23 protein-coding genes are annotated in these 21,372 nt (G+C 37.7%); 14 read left to right on the forward strand and 9 right to left on the reverse strand.

What is annotated here, in order from left to right:
• Position 1 precedes the first annotated feature (1 nt).
• The 3 genes from MS6x_RS04020 to mazG form a co-directional block, all read right to left on the reverse strand.
• Entirely contained in the window at positions 2-229 is a 228-nt protein-coding gene (locus MS6x_RS04020; protein WP_482605477.1) for a hypothetical protein, read from the reverse strand.
• Positions 230-267: 38 nt separating this feature from the next.
• Positions 268-1,656 (reverse strand): MATE family efflux transporter, encoded by a 1,389-nt coding sequence (locus tag MS6x_RS04025; protein WP_482605478.1) that lies wholly within the window; start codon positions 1,654-1,656, stop codon positions 268-270.
• A 200-nt stretch (positions 1,657-1,856) separates the two neighbouring features.
• Positions 1,857-2,633 carry a nucleoside triphosphate pyrophosphohydrolase gene (gene mazG / locus MS6x_RS04030; RefSeq protein WP_482605479.1) on the reverse strand — a complete coding sequence of 259 codons (777 nt, stop codon included), beginning with the start codon at positions 2,631-2,633 and terminating at the stop codon, positions 1,857-1,859.
• Between the two features lie 244 nt (positions 2,634-2,877).
• On the opposite strand from mazG, the gene MS6x_RS04035 reads away from it, so the two are divergent.
• The 4 genes from MS6x_RS04035 (at position 2,878) to MS6x_RS04050 (ending at position 7,044) form a co-directional block, all read left to right on the forward strand.
• Positions 2,878-3,771 carry an SMP-30/gluconolactonase/LRE family protein gene (locus MS6x_RS04035; protein WP_482605480.1) on the forward strand — a complete coding sequence of 298 codons (894 nt, stop codon included), beginning with the start codon at positions 2,878-2,880 and terminating at the stop codon, positions 3,769-3,771.
• Between the two features lie 143 nt (positions 3,772-3,914).
• Positions 3,915-4,637: an MIP/aquaporin family protein gene (locus tag MS6x_RS04040; RefSeq protein WP_482605481.1), complete on the forward strand. Its 723-nt coding sequence runs from the start codon at positions 3,915-3,917 to the stop codon at positions 4,635-4,637.
• A 129-nt stretch (positions 4,638-4,766) separates the two neighbouring features.
• The gene (locus MS6x_RS04045; protein WP_482605482.1) at positions 4,767-5,417 is read left to right on the forward strand and encodes a GDSL-type esterase/lipase family protein; all 651 of its coding nucleotides are present in this window, start codon (positions 4,767-4,769) and stop codon (positions 5,415-5,417) included.
• A 10-nt stretch (positions 5,418-5,427) separates the two neighbouring features.
• A complete protein-coding gene (locus MS6x_RS04050) occupies positions 5,428-7,044 on the forward strand; it encodes a beta-N-acetylhexosaminidase (RefSeq protein ID WP_482605483.1) in 1,617 nt (538 codons plus the stop codon).
• A 79-nt stretch (positions 7,045-7,123) separates the two neighbouring features.
• On the opposite strand, the gene MS6x_RS04055 is transcribed toward MS6x_RS04050, so the two are convergent.
• Genes MS6x_RS04055 through ruvX form a run of 4 tightly spaced genes read right to left on the reverse strand, consistent with a single transcriptional unit; the run spans position 7,124 to position 9,322 of the window.
• On the reverse strand, positions 7,124-7,567 hold the full coding sequence (locus MS6x_RS04055; protein WP_482605484.1) for a DUF5606 family protein: 444 nt from the start codon (positions 7,565-7,567) through the stop codon (positions 7,124-7,126).
• Between the two features lie 60 nt (positions 7,568-7,627).
• Complete coding sequence (gene def, locus MS6x_RS04060) at positions 7,628-8,218, reverse strand: peptide deformylase (RefSeq protein ID WP_482605485.1); 591 nt, start codon at positions 8,216-8,218, stop codon at positions 7,628-7,630.
• A gap of 2 nt (positions 8,219-8,220) precedes the next feature.
• The gene (locus tag MS6x_RS04065) at positions 8,221-8,910 is read right to left on the reverse strand and encodes a DUF1919 domain-containing protein (RefSeq protein WP_482605486.1); all 690 of its coding nucleotides are present in this window, start codon (positions 8,908-8,910) and stop codon (positions 8,221-8,223) included.
• 1 nt (position 8,911) lies between these two features.
• Entirely contained in the window at positions 8,912-9,322 is a 411-nt protein-coding gene (gene ruvX, locus MS6x_RS04070; RefSeq protein WP_482605487.1) for a Holliday junction resolvase RuvX, read from the reverse strand.
• Positions 9,323-9,423: 101 nt separating this feature from the next.
• Between ruvX and MS6x_RS04075 the strand changes: the two genes are divergently transcribed.
• The 5 genes from MS6x_RS04075 to MS6x_RS04095 all read left to right on the forward strand — a co-directional run bounded on the left by MS6x_RS04075 (position 9,424) and on the right by MS6x_RS04095 (position 14,531).
• Positions 9,424-10,239, forward strand: coding sequence for a 2,3,4,5-tetrahydropyridine-2,6-dicarboxylate N-succinyltransferase (locus MS6x_RS04075; RefSeq protein WP_482605488.1), 816 nt, complete (start codon positions 9,424-9,426; stop codon positions 10,237-10,239).
• Positions 10,240-10,335: 96 nt separating this feature from the next.
• A complete protein-coding gene (locus MS6x_RS04080; protein WP_482607140.1) occupies positions 10,336-11,142 on the forward strand; it encodes a glycosyltransferase family 2 protein in 807 nt (268 codons plus the stop codon).
• 287 nt (positions 11,143-11,429) lie between these two features.
• Positions 11,430-12,116: a phosphocholine cytidylyltransferase family protein gene (locus MS6x_RS04085; RefSeq protein ID WP_482605489.1), complete on the forward strand. Its 687-nt coding sequence runs from the start codon at positions 11,430-11,432 to the stop codon at positions 12,114-12,116.
• Complete coding sequence (locus MS6x_RS04090; protein WP_482605490.1) at positions 12,113-13,933, forward strand: CDP-glycerol glycerophosphotransferase family protein; 1,821 nt, start codon at positions 12,113-12,115, stop codon at positions 13,931-13,933. The genes MS6x_RS04085 and MS6x_RS04090 overlap by 4 nt, the downstream gene beginning before the upstream one ends.
• A 13-nt stretch (positions 13,934-13,946) precedes the next feature.
• Positions 13,947-14,531, forward strand: coding sequence for a LicD family protein (locus MS6x_RS04095; protein ID WP_482605491.1), 585 nt, complete (start codon positions 13,947-13,949; stop codon positions 14,529-14,531).
• Positions 14,532-14,537: 6 nt separating this feature from the next.
• Here MS6x_RS04095 and MS6x_RS04100 read toward each other — a convergent pair whose 3' ends face one another.
• Positions 14,538-15,140: an FAD synthase family protein gene (locus MS6x_RS04100; RefSeq protein WP_482605492.1), complete on the reverse strand. Its 603-nt coding sequence runs from the start codon at positions 15,138-15,140 to the stop codon at positions 14,538-14,540.
• 171 nt (positions 15,141-15,311) lie between these two features.
• Between MS6x_RS04100 and MS6x_RS04105 the strand changes: the two genes are divergently transcribed.
• From MS6x_RS04105 to MS6x_RS04125, 5 genes are all read left to right on the forward strand, one after another.
• A complete protein-coding gene (locus tag MS6x_RS04105) occupies positions 15,312-15,872 on the forward strand; it encodes an L-threonylcarbamoyladenylate synthase (protein WP_482605494.1) in 561 nt (186 codons plus the stop codon).
• A gap of 16 nt (positions 15,873-15,888) precedes the next feature.
• Positions 15,889-17,310, forward strand: a complete 1,422-nt coding sequence (locus MS6x_RS04110) for a CCA tRNA nucleotidyltransferase (RefSeq protein ID WP_482605495.1) — start codon at positions 15,889-15,891, stop codon at positions 17,308-17,310.
• Positions 17,307-18,338, forward strand: coding sequence for a COX15/CtaA family protein (locus tag MS6x_RS04115; protein ID WP_482605496.1), 1,032 nt, complete (start codon positions 17,307-17,309; stop codon positions 18,336-18,338). The genes MS6x_RS04110 and MS6x_RS04115 overlap by 4 nt, the downstream gene beginning before the upstream one ends.
• A gap of 25 nt (positions 18,339-18,363) precedes the next feature.
• Positions 18,364-18,861: an IS1096 element passenger TnpR family protein gene (locus MS6x_RS04120; RefSeq protein ID WP_482605497.1), complete on the forward strand. Its 498-nt coding sequence runs from the start codon at positions 18,364-18,366 to the stop codon at positions 18,859-18,861.
• 128 nt (positions 18,862-18,989) lie between these two features.
• Entirely contained in the window at positions 18,990-20,048 is a 1,059-nt protein-coding gene (locus MS6x_RS04125) for a nucleoid-associated protein (RefSeq protein WP_482605498.1), read from the forward strand.
• Positions 20,049-20,230: 182 nt separating this feature from the next.
• On the opposite strand, the gene MS6x_RS04130 is transcribed toward MS6x_RS04125, so the two are convergent.
• A complete protein-coding gene (locus MS6x_RS04130; protein WP_482607141.1) occupies positions 20,231-21,313 on the reverse strand; it encodes a hypothetical protein in 1,083 nt (360 codons plus the stop codon).
• Positions 21,314-21,372: the final 59 nt, after the last annotated feature.

Raw genomic sequence — 21,372 nt, forward strand, 5'->3', positions numbered from 1 at the left:
TTTATTCTTCGTAACGAGAAACTTCCCGATCATAAAATTCCGTTGCGTGAGCAATAAGACCTTCCATTTCTTCTTCCAAATCCTTCTCGTCTTCCTTGGAAAATTCTTCAAACCACTCTACCTCATCATTCTCCAGATTAATGATGAACCTTGGATACTCTGTATGTATTACAAATATGGCATTTGGATAATCGGTGTTATCGCCTAGAATAAATTTTGGTAGTTCCATAGGAAAATGAAGTGTTTACTATTATCAGTTTTTCTGAGTTATGAAGCGTTGGTTAACGCTTCTTTTAGAATTAATCTTTTTGTTAGATAATTAAATCGAATATACAACATAATGGCCGATGCCGTAAGACCTACCAGAAGTCCTAACCAAATACCTACACTACCTAAATCTGTATGCAAACCGGTATAATAAGACACAGGAAATCCAATTCCCCAATAGGCAATAAAGGTAATCAACGTAGGTATTTTCACATCTTGTAGTCCTCGTAAGGCCCCTAATACAACGACTTGAACTCCATCTGAAATCTGAAAGAAAGCAGCTACAAATAATAATTGAGCAGCCAATGCTATTACTTCTGTATTATCGGTTAGGTTTAGGGCATCGTCTAAGTCCAAGTAAATTGTAGGAAACCAGTTGCGCCCGATAAGAAAAAGTAGTGCGAATACGATTTCCAATAAAAAAGTAAGCAAAAAGATAGATTGGGCTATTCTTCTAAGCTCGGCAAAATTCTTTAGCCCTTTCTGATTGCCTACCCGTATCATTGCTGCTACACCAAGTCCCATACCGAACATGAAGGTCATGCTACTTAGGTTTAAGGCAATCTGATTGGCTGCTTGCGGATTCTTGCCCAGAACACCGCTTAACCAAATAGCGGCCGTAAATATGGCAACCTCAAAAAACATCTGTAAGGCCGAAGGAAAGCCTAGCGCTATGATTTTGTTCATCACCCGTTTTTCAATTTTCCTAAAATTAAAACCGGTGACGAAGGAATGGAACTTATCTTGACTTCTTAGCAGTAGCCAAATATAGATTACCATGACTACACGTGATATCAATGTACCTATTGCCGCTCCAACAATCCCCATTTCTGGAAAACCGAAGGAACCGAAAATCAACAAATAGTTGAGAACGATATTTACCACATTCGCTATAATGGTCGCATACATAGGATATTTAGTCTGCGACAATCCTTCTGAAAACTGCTTAAAGGCCTGAAATACTATTAAAGGAATCAATGAAAATGCGACCAAATCCAAATACGGCATAGCGAGTTCTACCACCTCTATGGGTTGCTTCATCATAAACATTAAAGGTTTCGCGAGTAGAATGATACCAAAGAGCGATAACCCTAAAATCGTACAGAGTACCAAACCATGCTTTAATGCGCTTTTAGCATCCGTTGCCTTACCTGCGCCATCTGCTTCTGCTACCAAGGGGGTTATTGCCGTAGAAAAACCGATGCCCAAGGACATCGCTATAAAGACAAAGCTATTCCCCAAAGAGACTGCAGCAAGTTCTGCCGTACCCAATTGTCCCACCATGATATTGTCGGCAAACTGCACGAAGGTATGCCCCAACATCCCCAGAATTACCGGAACGGACAACTTAATATTGTATCTAAATTCTTTGGTGTAGTTACTGAGCAAAAGGTTGGCTTTATAAAGGTGCAAATATACTTTTAAAATAGGTAATTTAAGTTCGGATGTAAGACTTGAAATTCCTTCGCAGTGTTCAGAGTTTAGATGTATATATTTATTTGCCCAGGACTCGGTATTTAAAACTACTAATTATCGTGCGACACCTGTATTTAAGTTAGTGATTGATACTTGAACTTATACTGTTGCGTTTATCCCAATTTTTTGGCTGCGTTCCAATATATATCCATTTCCTCCAAACTCATTTCTTGAAGCGATTTTCCTTTTTTGGCAGCCTGGGTTTCCAGAAACTGAAATCGAGCGGTAAATTTTTTATTGGTGCGTTCTAGCGCATTCTCTGGATTGACACCTAAAAAACGAGCGTAATTGATCATGGAAAAAAGCACATCGCCAAACTCGGATTCTATCCTATCCTTGTCTCCTGCATCCACTTCCTCCTGCAATTCTCCAAGTTCTTCCTTTACTTTTTCAAAAACCTGCTCCGGTTGCTCCCAATCGAAACCAACACCGGCTACTTTTTCTTGTATTCGACTTGCCTTTACCATCGCAGGTAAGCTTTTAGGAACACCCTCAAGTACGCTTTCTTTGCCTTCCTTTAATTTTAAGAGTTCCCAGTTTCGCTTTACATCTTCTTCATTATCCACCTTAACATCACCATAAATGTGCGGATGCCTATGAGTTAGTTTGTCACAGATCGCGTTGGCCACATCGGCAATATCGTAATCACCCGTTTCCGAGCCTATTTTGGCATAAAACACAATGTGCAATAAAATGTCACCCAACTCATTTTTTACTTCTTCCATGTTGTTGTCTAAAATGGCATCACCCAACTCGTAAACCTCCTCTATAGTCAAATGCCTTAAGGTCTGTATGGTTTGCTTTTTGTCCCATGGACATTGGTCTCTTAACTCCTCCATTATCGTCAATAACCTATCAACCGCCTTTAATTGCTCTTGTCTAGAATGCATGTGGATTTAATTTTCACAAAACTACAAATTGCCTACGTTCTCGGTTGTGATTATCTCGTTTATTTAAGTAATCCGCCAATAGGTAACTTTCTTATAAAGAGTAAAACGATGTGAGGCCTCAGACTAACGTTTATGAAATAGAATTAACTATCTTAATTGCAGCATACTGATCACTGCATTATCTGAATGTAGAATAATATTAGATATTAAACGTATTTTCAAACTTAAAACAAAAGAGATCACTATGAAATCCAACATCCTTCTTTTAGGTATTGCAAGCATTTCTATTGCATGTACTTCGCAATCCAAAAGCATTATTTCCCAAGGCGCATCATTAGTTATGGTAGCGGATGGATTTTCGTTTACCGAAGGTCCAGCTGCGGATAAGGATGGCAACGTATATTTTACAGACCAACCCAACAACAGCATTTTAAAGTGGAACGAAGCAACCAATACCATTTCAACTTATATGAAACCATCGGGACGTGCGAACGGACTTTACATAGACCACCAAGGTAATCTTTTAGCCGCAGCCGATGAGAAAAATGAACTTTGGCAAATTGATTCCGATAAACATGTGAAGGTCCTTTTACGTCTCTTTGAAGATAAAAAGTTTAATGGCCCAAATGATATATGGGTAGATAAAAAGGGAGGCATCTATTTTACGGATCCCTATTACCAAAGACCGTATTGGGAACATAAAGAGGCCGAAATGGATGCCCAATTGGTCTACTATTTAGCTCCAAATAGCACCGAGGCAGCTGTAGTTGCAAGAAACTTTGTTCGCCCTAACGGAATCATAGGAAATGCCGATGGAAAAACCCTATATATTGCCGATATCGGAGATAAAAAAACCTACTCCTATACGATTAAGGAAGACGGAAGCTTAACCGATCGTAAACTTTTTACCAAAATGGGTTCGGACGGGATGACAATAGATAACCAAGGTAATGTGTACCTTACGGGGAATGGTGTTACCGTTTTTAATTCGGACGGAAACCAAATTGAGCATATTGACACCGGTGCGGATTGGACAGCCAATGTTACTTTTGGAGGGGCAGCACAAAATATACTGTTCGTTACGGCCTCTAAGGCCATTTATACCTTAAAAATGAGCGTACAAGGCGTCCGTTGGTAAGGAAGCTACTGTCCAGCACTTCTTTTTCCAGAATTCAATAAGTACGTGAAAAGTAGTGCCCCATCAGAAGATGCAATTCTTACATGCACAATGGCTCACCTAAATTAGCTATCTTGAACCAGTTAAAAATTAAACAAACTAAAATGAGCGTTTATATTTTTGAATTTATTGGAACCGCCATGCTTATTCTTATAGGAAACGGTGTAGTAGCTAACCTAGTGCTAAAAGGAACCAAGGGAGCAGACCTTGGCTGGGTTGGAATCGCCATCGCTTGGGGTATTGCAGTATTTATTGGTGTGTTTATTTCTGCCGATGCCAGTGGTGCACATTTGAATCCGGCAGTGACCATAGGGTTGGCTACTGCCGGTAAGTTTGGTTGGACCTTAGTTCCAGGATATATTCTGTCACAGGTCTTAGGTGCCATGATGGGTAATTTATTAGTTTGGTTAACTTATAAAAAACAATACGAACATACAGAAGACGCCTCTGCCATTCTTGCTACTTTTTCCACTTCGCCAGCCATTAGGAGCCCGTTTTGGAACTTGGTAACAGAGATCGTTGGTACGTTCGCATTGGTTTTTGGGATCTTTTATATAGCCGGCGGTAGTTTTGGTGAGGAAACTATTTCGCTTGGATCTTTAGATGCCCTTCCTGTAGCGCTTTTAGTTATAGGTATTGGCTTTGGTTTAGGAGGCCCAACGGGTTACGCCATTAATCCGGCACGGGATTTTGGCCCACGTCTTTTACATGCCATCCTACCACTTAAAAATAAAGGAACTAGCGACTGGAGCTATTCTTGGATTCCAGTTTTAGGCCCTATTATTGGAGGGGTACTCGCTGCATTGGTGTTTACATTTGTTTCATAATAGTTGAAGCTACAACTATGCATCAAGAAACAGCCAACCTCCCTTTGTAAGCCTAAACACAACCTAGGTCGAAAATTATTTGATAAAGCATAAAACCTACGGAAATTTATAATTCCTCATTTACCATCTATGAAATACGCTATCTATATTTTTATGCTCTTAGGGATTTTGTCTTTTGGCCAAAATACCGCCCCATTTTCTGATGAAGTAATTGCAATTTCAAAAAAATATGATTCGCTATGGGATAATAACAGGGAAAGTATTGTTTTTACAGGCAGTTCCAGTGTCCGTATGTGGCATACCTTAAAACAATCCTTTCCAGAAAATCAAATATTGAACACCGGGTTCGGAGGTTCCCAAGCATCAGACCTCTTATATTATTTAGAGCCTTTGGTGCTGCGGTTTAAACCTAAGAAAGTTTTTATATACGAGGGGGATAATGACCTATGGGCTAAAAAAAAGCCTAAGGAAATTATAGTAACCACGAATAAAATAATCCAAGAAATTCACAAGCTAAATGCTAATACCCAAATTGTTTTAATTGCCGCAAAACCTAGTATAAGCCGATGGAGGCTCCGTGGAAAATACAGACGCCTGAATAGAAAATTTAGAAAAATGAGCGAGGACAACCCACTGTTATCCTATGCTGACGTATGGTCTCCAATGTTAAATGGCAGAAAACTGAAAACAGACCTATTCATAGAAGACGGCCTTCATATGAACCAAAAGGGATACGACCTATGGTATACCGCCGTAAAAGACTTAGTAACCAATCCATAAAAAAAGAACAATGATTAAAAACACCTTAGTTAGAGGCTTCTTTTTCCTTAGCCTTACCTGTGCTTTTCTTGCGTGTACAGAGGAGCAAAAACCAAGAATACCTATGCCCGTTACGGACCTTTCTACCGAAAGTCTGATTCCAAAACCACTGAAAGTAATCCCTACTAATTCTGCCTTTGCATTGGACAAATATACAGCGATATACACTCCCGAAGGAAACGCCGGGTTCAAGGATGTAGCAGAATTTCTAGCAGATAAGCTGTACAAGAAAATAAACCTTCAAGTTCCTGTAAACGATGGGTCATTGACCAAAGTAGAACGTATAATCTACATTAATCAATCTGACAGCACGGATCTTATCGCACCCGAGGCGTATCAATTATACATCAATCAAGATTCGATTATTATAAACTCAAGTACCGCTGAGGGGGCTTTTAGAGGCATACAGACGCTAAGACAACTCGTTCCAGATACTAGTAACGACACCCTAGCAGAACAGAAAATATGGCCTGTTCCATCGGGCAAAATTACTGACAATCCAATCTTTGCGTACCGAGGTTCTATGTTAGACGTTGCACGTCATTTCTTTAGCGTAGAAGACGTTAAAAAATATATAGATATTTTATCCTATTACAAGATTAATGTGTTACACCTTCATTTATCGGATGATCAGGGATGGCGCATCGAAATTAAATCTTGGCCAAAATTAACCGAAATTGGAGGTAGCACCGAGGTTGGCGGAGAAGAAGGTGGTTTCTATACCCAAGAGGATTACAAGGAGATTGTACGCTATGCTGCAAAACGCTTTATGACCGTAGTCCCTGAAATAGATATGCCGGGACATACCAATGCTGCTTCTGTAGCTTATCCCTTCTTAAACGGAAACGGCAAAACTCCAAAATTATACGAAGGTACTCGTGTTGGTTTTAGCACCTTAGACACCAGAAAAGACACCGTATACGCATTTATAGACGATGTGGTGCGAGAAATATCAGAGATTACGCTTGGACCATATTTTCATATCGGTGGGGATGAAAGCCTCGTTACGAAGAAGAAAGATTATATCTACTTTGTAAATAAGGTAGAAAAAATTGTACAGAAACACGGTAAGCGTATGATAGGTTGGGACGAAATTGCTATCGCAGATGTAGACTCAAACTCTGTTTCACAATGGTGGTCTAGCGTAGATCACGCAAAAAAAGCGGTTGAAAAGGGGATGCAAGTGATTGTATCACCGGCCAAGAAAGCTTATTTAGATATGCAATACGACACCTTATCCAAACACGGACTGCATTGGGCGGCCTATATTCCTGTTGATAGTGCCTATATATGGAATCCCGAAAGCCATGGTGGTATCCCTATGGAGAATATCCTGGGGGTTGAGGCTCCCCTTTGGTCAGAAACCATAAGTAACATTGACGAACTCGAATATTTGGCCTTTCCAAGGGTGATTGGTTATTCCGAACTTAGCTGGAGCACGCCAGAAAATAGGGACTGGGAGAACTACAAGGTTCGTTTGGCAAACCAAGCTCCATTTTTAGAGCGTATGGACGTAAAGTATTACCCTTCCCCTTTAATTGATTGGAAGAAAAGTAAATACACTTATAAAGAAATTGAGAAAGATTGATTTTAGTACATGATGTATTAAAACAAAAAAAAGCCTCGATAGTCAATCCTATCAAGGCTTTTTTTTCCTATACGTTATTCTATTCTTCCTCTGAGGAGGATTCACTTACATTTGTAGTAGGTTCACTTTCATTTTCCGAAAAATCTGCAATATCCTTATCCACCAGCATGTTATACCATTGAATTATTTTTTTAATATCGCTGGCGTAGACCCTATCTTCATCGTAATTAGGTAATACCTCAAAAAAGTATTCCTCTAATTTTATTTTATCCTCTTTATGGCCTACGGAAGTTTTGCCTCCATTTTCCTTTTGCTGTATTTTCAAAAACACCTCTCGTAACGGTAGTTCCTCCTCCAAGGTATAAATAGCAATTTCAGATAGTACACTTACGTTACTTCTTAGACCAACGCTAATTCTTTTTCCATCCAAAAGAGATTCCGCTACAAACCCTGATCGGGTTTGTGTTATCAATTTGTATAATCCTGGTTTACCTGCTACTGATAGTATTTTTTCCAAACCCATAGGCTATATTAAAATTTTAAAGGACAAATATTATATTTTTATACTGATTAACGGAAGTATTTAACGTCCTTTTTTCATATTTGGAAATCGCATGCGATAATCTACATTTATTTTTCCTTTGGATATATTGGACAATCGTCCCTTGATCATTCGTTTTTTTAACGACGATAACTTATCTGTAAACAAGATACCTTCTATATGGTCGTACTCATGTTGTATTACCCGAGCTAGAAGTCCGTCAAAGGTTTGTTCATGCTTTTTAAAATTTTCATCAAAATAGGTCATCTTAATCGTTCCCTTTCTGCTCACATCTTCCCGCACGTCCGGTATGCTTAAACAACCTTCATTAAATGCCCAGGCTTCACCTTTTTCCTCGGTTATATGAGCATTGATAAATACTTTTTTAAAGCCATCCAACTGCTGTTGTTCACTTTCGGTTAAATCTTCATCGTCTGCAAAGGGGGTGGTGTCCACTAGGAAAATACGAATAGGCAATCCTATTTGAGGAGCAGCAAGTCCTACCCCGTTAGCGTTATACATAGTTTCCCACATATTCGCAATTAGCTCGTCTAGTTTCGGGTATTCCTTAGTTATATCTTCCCCTACTTTCCGTAACACGGCATCACCGTAGGCTATAATTGGTAAAATCATTATTATTGTTTAAATCGTGTTCTTAAAATTTCTCCACTATTTAACCAGTGGACTACGTCAAAGTATAAAAATGTAAGCTTAAACCTCTTTTTTCCGTTCGGTATTCTGTTTGTTTTATTGTTTTTACTATTAAAAAATCTAATATGGTTTGTTACCTTCCCTATTGATAAATCTAAAAATGCAAAGGAAACCTTATTTTTAAAAGGAAGTTCATGAAAATTTGTTAAATCCTGGTCATGTATACGCCTGCGGTCGCAGACCATAAAAAAATAGTTGTCTTTGTTCGTGTTATTAAGCATCCTATCTCTTCTGCGAGTCCATTTATCCTTTGCTTCTTCCTGGGTTTCATAATGCTGAAAATGAATTTCTACATCCTTTAAAATTCCAATAGGATAATTATTTTTAGACTCGGGATATTTTGAAGCGGGTATAAACTCCATTTCCGCTTGCATATAGTGATCAAAATTAGCAAGTAATTTCATGTAGCAAGGGCCAAACAAAAATAAACCTACAAAAGGGGTATTATAAGGCTTCTGTAAATATTGATATACCTGACCACCCCAACAGTTTCTGCTAATAATCACAAAATCGGTATTCGTAAGCTTTTTAATATCCCTTGTGGCAAAAAAAGATGTAAAATACTGTCGTATCTTTCTTTTGATGAATATTTCAAAATCGATTAACACATCCATTTTATTTCCTTTCTAAATATGACTGTAGTATTATCGTTGCACTAATCTCATCTACTAAAGCCTTATTTCTTCGTTGCTTCTTCTTTAACCCACTATCCAACATACTTTGGAAAGCCATTTTAGAAGTAAACCTTTCGTCCTGTCTTTCAATAGAAATTGCAGGAAATTGTTTGGCAAGCTCCAGCAAAAAAGGAGTTATGTGTTGTTCTGATTCTGAAGGTGTATTGTTCATTTGTTTAGGTTCGCCGACCACAAACACATCAACATTTTCGTCGTTTACATAGCGTTTTAAAAAAGAAAAAAGCTCTTTTGTAGGAACAGTGGTTAGCCCCGAAGCAATCAGCCGTAACTCATCTGTTACGGCTATTCCCGTTCGTTTTTCCCCAAAATCCAAAGCCAATACTCTTCCCAAAATATATTTTTATCAAAAGTAACGGATAATTTGTGATATGTGAATTTACGCTTAGTGAATTACTTTAGTTCGACCTATATTTGAGAAAATTTTGGGATAAAATGACGGAATTGAAAAATATCATAGAGCAGGCTTGGGAAAATAGGGACCTTTTGTCAGCCGATAAAACACAAGAAACGATAAGAGAAGTTATAAACCTCATCGACTTGGGCAAACTTAGGTGTGCAGAACCTACTGCAACTGGCTGGCAAATAAACGAATGGGTGAAAAAAGCCGTAGTACTCTATTTCCCTATCCAACAAATGGAAACATTGGAAGCGGGAATTTTTGAATATCATGATAAAATGCCTTTAAAAAGAGGCTATAAAGAAAAAGGAATACGTGTTGTACCGAACGCAGTTGCCCGGCATGGCGCCTATATCTCTCCTGGAACTATTCTCATGCCTAGTTATGTAAACATAGGCGCATACATAGACGAAGGCACTATGGTGGACACTTGGGCTACCGTTGGAAGTTGTGCACAAATCGGTAAAAACGTACATCTTAGTGGTGGTGTAGGTATTGGCGGTGTGTTAGAACCTTTACAGGCCTCCCCAGTAATTATAGAAGATAATGCGTTCATTGGTTCTAGATGTATCGTCGTCGAGGGCGTACACGTAGAAAAAGAAGCAGTATTGGGTGCCAACGTGGTATTAACAAGCTCTACCAAAATTATAGATGTTACGGGATCTTCTCCGTTAGAACTTAAAGGTAGGGTTCCTGCTCGTTCGGTTGTTATACCAGGGAGTTACACGAAAAAATTTCCGGCTGGCGAGTTTCAAGTTCCTTGCGCATTGATTATTGGAACAAGAAAAGAAAGCACCAATAAAAAAACCTCGCTTAACGATGCACTAAGAGAACATAATGTAGCCGTTTAATTTTGTAGGAAAATATAGGTAAAAATATAATTTTTTACTTTTTTTTCAGTTCTATACCCAGAACACTCCTTAAAAACTTAACTACTGATCTTGTTTATGGAGCCTCAGGGTACAAAAATATCGGCACTAGTAATTACGTTCAACGAAATTGGGTACATAGAAAAATGCCTAAAATCGGTCGAATTCGCTGATGAAATTATTGTGGTGGACTCCTACAGTACAGATGGCACGTATGAATTTCTTCGCGCCCACCCTAAAGTAAGGGTCATTCAACATCCGTTTAAAAACTATACGGCACAAAAAGCGTTTACCCTTGCGCAGGCCTCTAACGATTGGGTGGTTTTTGTTGATGCCGACGAAGTGGTAACCCAAGCGCTACAAAAAGAAATCAAGTCCACTGTTAACAGCAAGCCTGAACATGTGGCCTATTGGTTTAGGAGAAAATTCATGTTTCAACAGCAACACCTGAAGTTCAGCGGATGGCAAACGGACAAAAACTACCGTTTGTTCAGGAAGAGTAAAGTACAATTTTCTGACAAGCGTATTGTTCATGAAACATTAGAAATACAAGGAAGTTCCGCAATCTTAAAAGAAAAGCTTACACACTATTGTTATCGAGATTTTGCAAACTACAAACACAAAATGCTCATTTATGGCAGAATGAAGGCGAAAGAAGCCCAACAGAAAGGAAAGCGATTTAATTTCTTTTTATTATTTGGTAAGCCAGCTTTTACATTTTTGTATAATTACATTTTCCGTTTTGGTATTTTAGATGGATTAAACGGAATTACGGTTTGTTATCTTAACGCCTTAGGAGATTGGGAACGTTACCTAGAACTAAGAAAACTGGAACAAGAACAAAAGGCACCAAGCTTAAAACCAGTTTCTCAACAAAGTAGTTAGTCAACCAAACTAATCTTCACGCTTTGCTAAGCCATCCTCATTAGCAGCTTTTGGACTTATATTTAAAGGTACTCGAATGCAGCAAAATGCACTGCCAAGACAGCTTTAATTTTAGTTATACTTAAATTAATTTTACATTTGAAGTATTCAAGGTAAAGATGTTCGTTTATAAGTATTGCTTAAATTAAATATTACAGAACATGTTTAGGCTAGATTTTAGCTAGAAAAACTAGTACTATCCTATCTATCAAAATTTCAATAGATTACCTCTTTTAAAATACTGAAACGTGAAAATTGTTATACTTGCCGCAGGTATTGGCTCACGCTTGGGAAACCCATTTCCCAAACCACTTACGCCATTAGACAATGGTAAAACCATAATGGGGATGCAAATAGCCAATCTTGAGTCCAACTTTAATATAGATGACATAAACGTCGTGGTCGGGTTTAAAAAAGACCTCATCATGGAACGGTTTCCACAGCTCATGTATATCTACAACCCATTTTTTGACTGTACCAATACGTCCAAAAGTTTGCTTAAAGCATTAAAGAAAAATAGAAACGATTCTGTTTTGTGGTTAAATGGGGATGTAGTGTTTGACGGTAAACTCCTCGCTATCTTAAAACCATACATAGCATCAAGTACGTCATTTGTTGCTGTAAATACGAGTAAGGTCGCAGAAGAAGAAGTAAAATATACCCTAAAAGATGGCTACATTGATAAACTATCAAAGACGGTGAAAAATGGCTTGGGAGAAGCGGTTGGGATAAATTTTATCTCGCAAAAAGATATTGGCTTTTTTATAGATAGATTGGAGACTTGCGATGATAATGATTATTTTGAGCGAGGCTTGGAGATGGCTATTGAGAATGATGGCGTTAAAATTAAAGCAATAGACATATCTGAATATGACTGCGTTGAAGTCGATTTTAGGGAAGACCTGGAAAACGCAAATACTATTTTCCAAAAATGAAATTTATCCTTTTTTGCCAAAATGCTTATGCTTTTGGAATCATGGCCCCTATTCGCGATGAGCTCCATAAAAGGGGCAGTGATTACATCTGGTTTGTTTCAAAAAAGCTAGTTCAAAAATTTCCTTTTGTAGATGAACCACATACTGCTAGCATATTAGATTTACAGTGGTATCAAAGTGATGTTATTTTTGTTCCCGGCAATGAAGTTCCCTATTATTTAAGGGGAATTAAAACTCAAATTTTTCACGGTCTAGCGGGAGAAAAAAAAGGTCATTTTCGTATTCGACATTATTTTGACCTCTACCTAACACAAGGCCCTTACTTTACCAATCGTTTTAATGAATTAAAAGAAAAGTACGGTGATTTCGATGTAATGGAAACAGGTTGGCCCAAATTAGATAGCTACGGGTTACATAAATCCAGTTACGAATCGGAAAAAATAGAATTGCTAAAGGCCTATCAAACTGATAAAATTCTTTTATACGCTCCCACATTTTCCCCAAGTCTAACTTCCGCACCTGATCTTTTAACAGATATTGAAACCCTAGCTACCGACACAGGTTATTTAATCATGGTAAAATTTCATGACCTCATGAACGAGTCATTGATACATACCTATAAAGCACTATCCGAAAAGCATAAAAACATGCTATTTGTAGAAGAAAAGAATATTATTAAATTTCTGCTCTTAGCAGATTTACTGATTAGTGATACGTCCTCTGTTATCTACGAGTTTTTACTGTTGAACAAGCCGGCAATCAGCTTCAAGACCATCTCAAAGAACATTCGTTGGGATAACCTTACCGAAAAGGGGCAACTTACTAAAAGTGTCCTATCCAATTTAAAACAAGATGTATTCCAGGAAGAGCGGTTGGCACTAAATGCAATGTACCATCCTTATAACGATGGTAAATCGGCTCTTCGAATGATTCAAGCCGTAGAAGAATATGCTTCCAATCATAAGATTCCAGAACATCGGGAGCTAACCTTGGACAGAAAAATTAAGATAGATACCATTTTCGGCAGACCTATCAATAATAGTTGGAACGGCGTGGTAAAAAACAAAATGTCGGCAGTGTTTATTACCTTTAATGAAATTATACATATTGATGAGGTTCTCACCAATGTGCAATTTGCAGATGAAATTATCGTGGTAGATTCGTTTAGTACCGACGGTACGGTTGAACGCATAAAAAAGAGACCCAATGTTACCTTGATTCAAAGGCCTTTTGTCAACTATACAGACCAAAAATCCTATGCCATGAGCTTGGCTTCCAACGACTGGATTTTATTTATGGATGCGGACGAGCGTCTAACCGATAGACTTAAAAATGAAGTTCTAAAAACTATAAACGGTGATGCTAGTGCCGTAGCCTATTACTTCTATAGAACGTTTATGTTTAAGCAAAAAGTACTAAGATTTAGCGGTTGGCAGAGCGATAAAAACTTTAGGCTTTTTAGAAAAAGTAAGGTAGCGTTCACAAAAGAACGAATTGTTCATGAAACTTTAATAGTAGATGGTCCAATAGCTACATTAAAAAACAAACTCATACATTTCTCCTATAAAAATTATGAAGATTACAAAGGAAAAATGATAACCTACGGGCAGATGAAGGCCCAAGAAGAACTTAATAAGGATTATGATCCAAATGCTTATCACTTTATCTTTAGACCTGCATATAAGTTTCTAAACCATTATATTTTTAGATTTGGGTTCCTAGATGGCAAAAGAGGTATTATAATCAGTTATTTAAATGCCCTAGGCGTATATAGTAGGTATAGAGAGCTTAAAAGATTAAGGGTAATTCAGAATTAACAAGCAGCTGCATATGGCCTACGACATTACTTTAGAAGGAAAAAATCTCATTGAGGCAGAACGTCTTTTAAAAGATGTTATCAAAATTTTTGAAAATCAACACATCCAATATTGGTTAGAAGGAGGCACTTTGCTTGGTATAAGACGTGAGAACAGATTACTACCCTGGGACAATGATTTGGATATTTCTGTACATGCAAATCAACTTACCCAAGTTAATTCTCTCATTAAAAGCTTAAAAACGGAAGGCTTCAGAGTTCGGACAAGAAATTTTTCCGAAACAAGCAATGAATTTAAAAAAGGTGATTTGAGGATGATCAAGATACGTAACAAACACTTTTTTGGCCTAATTAAGGGCAAAGTATGCTTAGATGTATTCATAAAATACACTAAAGGAACCGACACGTTTTGGGAAATAGACAATAAAAAAAAATGTGTTCCTTCACGGTTTTATGAGCGCTTTAAAACCATCTCCTTTCAAAATAAAGAATATACAATACCAGAAGACACCGATGGTTATTTAAGCTATAGGTATGGAGAATGGCAAACACCAGTTAAAGACTGGAATACTTCTACAGACGACAAGGCCCTTACCTAACCACTATTATTTAAGCTGTAAGGTTTGCTTTAATATTGTGCTACTTACATTAGCGGTATAAGGAAAGTACTCCATAGCACACGTTACTTTAGGATACCGACCCTTCCAATCATCACCAACAGATATAGCATCTATACGATGGGTATCTACAATCCGCTGTTTATCCTTATCTGTCTGTGGAATTACCTCATCTACTAAGCCTATCGCTTGAACCACCTTCATGCGTTCTTCGAATGGAATCACCGGAAGCTTTCCTTTCTCCTTTAGAATAAGCTCATCCGTAGAAACACCGACGATGAGATAATCGCAAAGTTCTTTGGATTTGGCCAAAATATTCAAATGCCCAAAATGAAAAATATCAAAACAGCCAGAAGTATACATCCGGGTATATTTAGATTTCTCTTTTATTTCAGCCACAAATCGATCGTTCTCTAAATGAAAAATCCATTTTTTATTCGGAATCTGTTCATATAAATAGGCAACAATTTTAGGACCATCGTCATGGCTAACGGAGGACAACGCCTCCATTTCAATTCGCCCTTCTGTTAGCGCCACCAGCTTCCATCCTGGAAATTTGCTCAATAATTCCTTATCATGTATCTCAAGCATACCAAACACTTATTAAGTTGGGCGGAAAATACAAAATCAGGCTACAACAATTGCAATAGCAACTCAATTATTTAAAAGATGAGGTACATTGAGCCTGTATTTCACGGCACAATAAATTTCATAAATTAAAGAAAACCTACCTTTGCAAATGCACCAATTCAAACTGAAATTGTGACAGAGGAAATCAATAAAGCTATTGCTAATTTAGCACAAGGAGGTCTTATCCTTTACCCTACGGACACCTTGTGGGCCATTGGTTGCGACGCCACAAATGACCAAGCAGTACGAAAGCTTTACCAATTAAAACAACAAAAACAAGGAGACCCAATGGTCTGTCTTGTTGCACATGATGGTATGCTTTGCAACTATGTAGGAAACGTGCCGGAGTTGGCTTACGATCTTATGGACATTAATAAGAAGCCAACTACCATTGTCTACGATAATCCCAAAGGTATTTCAAAACACCTTTTAGCACAGGACGGATCGGTGGCCATAAGAGTGGCTTCCGATAAATTTTGCAGCTACCTTATCAATAAATTTAAAAAACCTATTGTTGCAACAACAGCTAATAGTAAAGGGAATCGCACCCCAAAAAGTTTTAAAGAAATAGATCGGGCAGTTTTAAAAGGTGTAGACTATGTGGTAAATTTGCAAAAGGAAAATGAACATTCCCTATCATCCACAATCATTAAACTAAGTAACGATAACAAAGTGAAAGTGATACGGGAATAATGCAGAAGAAATCGCCATGAACTACAAACAGGCATTAACAGATACTATTTTTAGTAAAATTGGAAAAAGTGCCGATGAATTGGGACTTGAAGCCTATGTAATCGGTGGTTTCGTACGTGATTTTTTTCTTCAAAGAGGCACGCCAAAAGATATAGACATCGTTGCCGTAGGAAGTGGTATAGCCCTTGCCGAAAAAGTAGCATCTCAACTATCTGGGACACCTAAAGTTTCTGTATTTAAGAACTTTGGTACGGCCATGATCAAACATGAAGGTGCAGCCCTAGAATTTGTTGGTGCACGAAAGGAAAGCTACCATAGGGATAGCAGAAAACCCGTAGTGGAAAATGGCTCCTTGGAGGATGATCAAAAACGACGCGATTTCACTATTAATGCCTTAGCACTTTCCATTAACAAAGCTACTTTTGGCAATTTATTAGATCCTTTTGATGGGGTTAAAGATTTGGAAAGGCAATTGTTACGAACTCCCTTAGACCCAAATACCACCTACTCGGACGATCCGCTCAGAATGATGCGGGCGATACGTTTTGCAACGCAATTGGGGTTCACCATAGAACTACCCTCCTTACAGGCGATATCTGATAACAAGGAACGATTAAAAATTATTTCAAACGAACGTATCGTTGATGAACTGAACAAAATAATGCAAACCGATAAACCTTCAAAAGGGTTTGCGCTTTTACATAAAACAGGCCTATTGGATATTATTCTACCAGAACTAACTGCATTACAGGGCGTTGAGGAAATAGAAGGTCAAAAGCATAAGGACAACTTTTGGCACACTTTAGAGGTGGTAGACAATATTTGCCAAACTACGGACGACCTTTGGCTGCGATGGGCCGCCTTATTACATGATATTGGAAAGGCACCGACCAAAAGATTTCATAAAAAAATTGGCTGGACATTCCATGGCCATGAGTTCGTTGGCTCTAAAATGGTGTATAAGCTATTCAAACGGTTACGTTTGCCGCTCAACGACAAAATGAAGTTTGTTCAAAAGATGGTATTAATGAGTTCCAGACCCATTGTTCTTTCAGAGAATTATGTGAGCGACTCCGCGGTAAGGCGTTTAGTTTTTGATGCAGGTGACCATGTAGAAGATTTAATGACCTTATGTGAAGCGGACATCACCACAAAAAACCCAAAGAAACAACGCAAATACAAGAATAATTTTAAAATTGTACGGCAAAAAATTGTGGAGGTAGAAGAACGGGATAGCATTAGAAACTTTCAGCCACCAATTAGTGGAGAAGAAATTATGAAAGCATTCGATTTAAAACCATCAAAAGAGATAGGCATTATTAAAGATTTTATAAAAGAGGCGATTCTAGAGGGTGATATCCCAAATGAATTCGATGCTGCGAAAGCTTTGATGCTAAAAAAAGGAAACGAACTGGGACTTAAAGTAAAACAGCTATGATATCATTTAGGAAATTGGCCAAAATTTCTTTAATATTGGTGTATTTGGTCATTGTTGCAGGTGCCGTAGTACGAATGACGGGTAGTGGCATGGGTTGCCCCGATTGGCCTAAGTGTTTTGGATACTATATTCCGCCCACAGAAGCTTCAGAGTTGGAATGGGAACCCAATAGGGAGTATAAAAAAGGAATGGTTATTATCGTGAACGAAACCCTAAAAGTGGCCAAAACGGACATGACTACCGCATCCGATTTTAATCTGGACAATTGGGATGCATATACCAAACACGACTATGCCATTTTTAACCCATGGCATACGTGGATAGAATTCATTAATCGTTTGTTCGGTGCAGTAGCTGGTCTAGCGACCTTGTTACTTGCCTTTGCTTCCGTAAAATATTGGAAAAAGCAAAAAGCGGTTACCCTTCTTTCTTGGTTGGTCGTTTTCGGAATGGGATTTCAGGCATGGCTTGGTGCCACAGTTGTCTACTCCGTACTCTTACCTTATAAAATTACCCTGCACATGCTTATGGCCTTGGTCATTGTTGCGTTTTTACTCTATATCATTTTTATCGTAAACAAAGAAGACAAGGGCATCATCTATGATAGACCCACTTTTATTATAGCCATTGCGGCATTGGCACTTACCATAATTCAAGTTATCCTTGGTACTCAAGTCCGAGAGTTTATAGATCACCAAATAGATATATTAGGCCCAAATGCTAAAGGTTTATGGCTGCAAGACCCAACATTGCAGTTTTACATACACAGAAGTCTTTCTATAGGAATTGTATTGATCAATGGCGCTTTGGCCTTTAGGATACTAAAACTGAATTTAGGTCATTTAAAAATCTATTGGGTTCTCTTTATAGTAGTACTGGAAATTTTTACGGGAATTGCCATGTACTATATTGATTTTCCTTTCGGTAGCCAGGCGCTACATTTGATACTTGCGGCCATTCTGTTCGGGGTTCAGTTCTATTTGGTTTTAGATGCAATAAAACCCAGAACAAATCTTAAAACTTCGTAACTTTGCCCTCCCACAAAATATAGGTATGGTTTATAAGATTAGAATAATACTAGATGCTGAAGAGGATATCTTTCGCGACTTGGAAATTGAAGCACATAATAGCTTAGAAGATTTTCACAATGCTATTACGCAAGCTTTTGGGTTTCTTGGAAATGAAATGGCCTCTTTCTATACCTGTGACGAAGAATGGAAACAGGATGAGGAAATTGCCCTTTTTGACATGAGCGAATCCGGTTCTGATGTTAGATTGATGAACGAAACCTTTTTAGAGGACATCATTAGCGAAAATTCTCCCAAACTTATTTACGTCTATGACTTTCTAAGTATGTGGACCTTTTTCGTAGAATTAGCAGATGTGGTAGAAAAAGAAGATGGTCGCGCATATCCCAATGTACTTTTTAGTTTTGGAGAGTTGCCAGAGACACCGCCAGAACGAAAATTTGAGTCGGAAAATAGTGCTTTTGATTTTGATGATACCTTTGACAACTATGACGACTTGGATTTTGATGAAAACTGGAATTAATTTTTGGTTCTTTGCACCGAACATTGCAGAATTAAAAACCTGTGACTTGAAACCCTTAAACTTTACCCCTCCAACGGCGGGCAAACTGTGGACCTTGAATTTTTAAACCCTTAACCCTGAACTAAAGAATGATCAACCTATACGCCACACAGATAGAACATATATCTATTCACCGAGTAGGAAATAAGAATAAAAATGAAGGTGTGTTTTTATCTGAGGAACCCTTTTCTTTAAACGATGAAACTACCGGACTTTTAAAAGAATATTTCTTTAAACCGTTCCGGGAAAAGGAGGAAAACTACTATAAACTTACAAATGAAGTTGATTTAGAATTCAACGAACTTTTTAAAATTGTAAGTTCTATTTTTGATGACCATGCCACCAGTCATTACAATTCCAAAAAAATTGCTACACATCTATTTGAGCAATCCAACCACCCACATATTAAAAGCGGTGAAGTCTATGTTTGCTATTTAACAGGCCTTCTTTTAGATAACCAAAAAGTAGATGCCATAGGGATTTTTAAGAGCGAGTTAAAGCATGACTTTCTACAGTTCCAAGAAAACAGTGCCAATTTAGATATTATCGTGCAACAAGGAATAAACATTAATAAATTGGACAAAGGATGTCTTATTTTCAATGTTAACAAGGAAGAGGGATACAAAGTGCTTTCTGTTGACAGCAACAAGTATGATACCAAGTACTGGTTAGAAAATTTCTTAGGGGTAGATGCATTATCAGACGATAATTTTAAGACCAAAAACTATCTTAAACTTTGTCAAAATTTTGCAAAAGATGTGGTTTTACCTGCCGAAGACAAACAGCAAGAGGTATTGTTCATGAACCGCGCGGTAAACCATTTTGCTAAAAACGATGCTTTTGAAGAAACCAATTTTTTGAACGATGTAATGGCTAACCCGGAACTTATACCGGAGTTTAAACATTATAAGACAGAAAAAGGTCCTAAATATAGCATTGAAGACGTCTCCAACTTTGACATTGCTAACAAAGCGGTGTCCGACGCTAGAAAGAAAATCAAAAACGTTATACATCTGGACACGAATATTCAGATTAAAATGGATTTCATTAATCCGGAATCTGCTGAAAAATTTGTTGAGAAAGGCTGGGACGAAGAGCGTCAGATGTATTATTACCTGGTGTATTTTAATAAAGAGCAGAAAAGTTAATCTGATATTCTCTTTGAGGCATTTTCACATCTCTTTTTTATTGTAACAAGATTAGAAACCCTTGTAGCAAAACATTTCATTTTTATTTTTTGATAGTCACTCGTAATGGCCCCTAATTGTAAATTACCGATGACTACAACTACCCACTAAAATAGTTCCTCTCCTTTTAGGGTTTACGGAGCCTATATCTTAATATTTTGTTCAATTATCTGCTTCATACTCACGTCTTCATAATTTCTACGAACAAAATTCAGAGCCAAATCCAAAATCTGTCCCATGGTCCTGCATTTTTTAAAATCCATGTCCAAAGTGAGTTCATATATATGTTCTCGAAGTAAAGCAACGTTTTCTTTCGTGGAAATTTTATCCGTCTTTATTACAGATCGTATTCTTTTAATACGCTTACTAGAGCTTAAAATTCTTTTTGCAATAATAGAACGTTCTTCTAGTTTGTATTGATCTACGGAGTCCGACAGTAACTTTTTCTGAACCAATTCTACCATCTTCAAATTCTCCTTAAAAAACTGAGGCCTGTAAACATTGAGCTTCCCTTCATAACATTGCTGATCAAAATCGATGGCCCTTATCCTATACACCACATGATCAAAATCGTGCACGGGAACGATGACATAATTATAACTGCGCATATCGCCCAAAAGTCGAATCATGCACCGCTCATTAAATTTAACGAACTCCTTGGCTAATTGTGCTTTTTCTGATTCGGTGCAAGTAGGCAATATGTTCTTAATAAACTCATCGCCCGGTATTCCTGCAATATGTTCCTCAATCAAAGTATCCTTATAGACCAAAAAATTAAGATTATAAGGGGAGAGCATATGTTCCAGTTCCAGCCCATAGATCCGAGAGGCATCCGTCTTCTTGATATAGAAATAGGTGAAGTTATCGTTTAATATGTTCCTAATCTTTATGCGAAATGGTTTTGAGTTTCCAAACGTGCAAAAATCTACAGCATCCACGTTTAAATATTGATGGATGTTATTACTTCCGTCGGAATGTAAAATAGAATACACTTTCTTTAAACTATCGTCGATTTCCTTTCTTTCGTATTCCGAATAATATACCCTGATCCATAAGGTATCCTCCTCATTTTTATCATAAACCACAACAGAACCGGAAAATCGAAGTAAATCCTCATAAAAAATCGGAATCTCGATTTTTCTATTGTAATTCAATAGATAATCATCCAGTCGTTTATTTACAGGATAAGCGGGTTTTTTTTTGGACATCAATCGTTCTTCCATAATCATCAATTTTCTATCTAAAGGTACAAATTAAGGAGGAAGTAGTGTCAAGAAGCAAAATA

The sequence above is a fragment of the Maribacter sp. MS6 genome, from assembly GCF_056839185.1.